Below are 255 nucleotides of genomic sequence, written 5' to 3'. Positions count from 1 at the left end.
CTCCGCATTCGTCTTGCCGCCGGGCAGTTCGGCGACGAGCTTGGCCAGCGCTTCCTTGACCTTGCTTCGGATTTCGGCGCGCGCCTCCCTTGTTAGCGGGAACGTGGCCTCAAGCCGTCCCCCGGGTTTTACTTCATCCTCCGCCGGAAGGATGCGTACATAGACGGCTCCGGTCAGCTCAACGCCCAAGGTCGTAGTCGTCGCACTCGAGCGAATCTGGAAGTCCATGCCGTGTGCGCTGATGCGAATTGGGTC

Annotated in this window: 1 protein-coding gene; it reads right to left on the bottom strand. The window is 62.4% G+C overall.

Going from position 1 to position 255, the window contains the following annotated elements; all coding sequences use genetic code 11:
* Positions 1–228, bottom strand: a 228-nt coding sequence (locus SB822_RS58875; RefSeq protein ID WP_410859346.1) for a hypothetical protein, incomplete at its 3' end; no start/stop codon positions are given.
* Positions 229–255 lie beyond the last annotated feature (27 nt).

Origin of the sequence: Paraburkholderia sp. SIMBA_054, assembly GCF_046534875.1 — a bacterium.
Lineage (GTDB): Bacteria > Pseudomonadota > Gammaproteobacteria > Burkholderiales > Burkholderiaceae > Paraburkholderia > Paraburkholderia hospita.
This window is presented reverse-complemented; position numbering and strand designations above follow the sequence as displayed.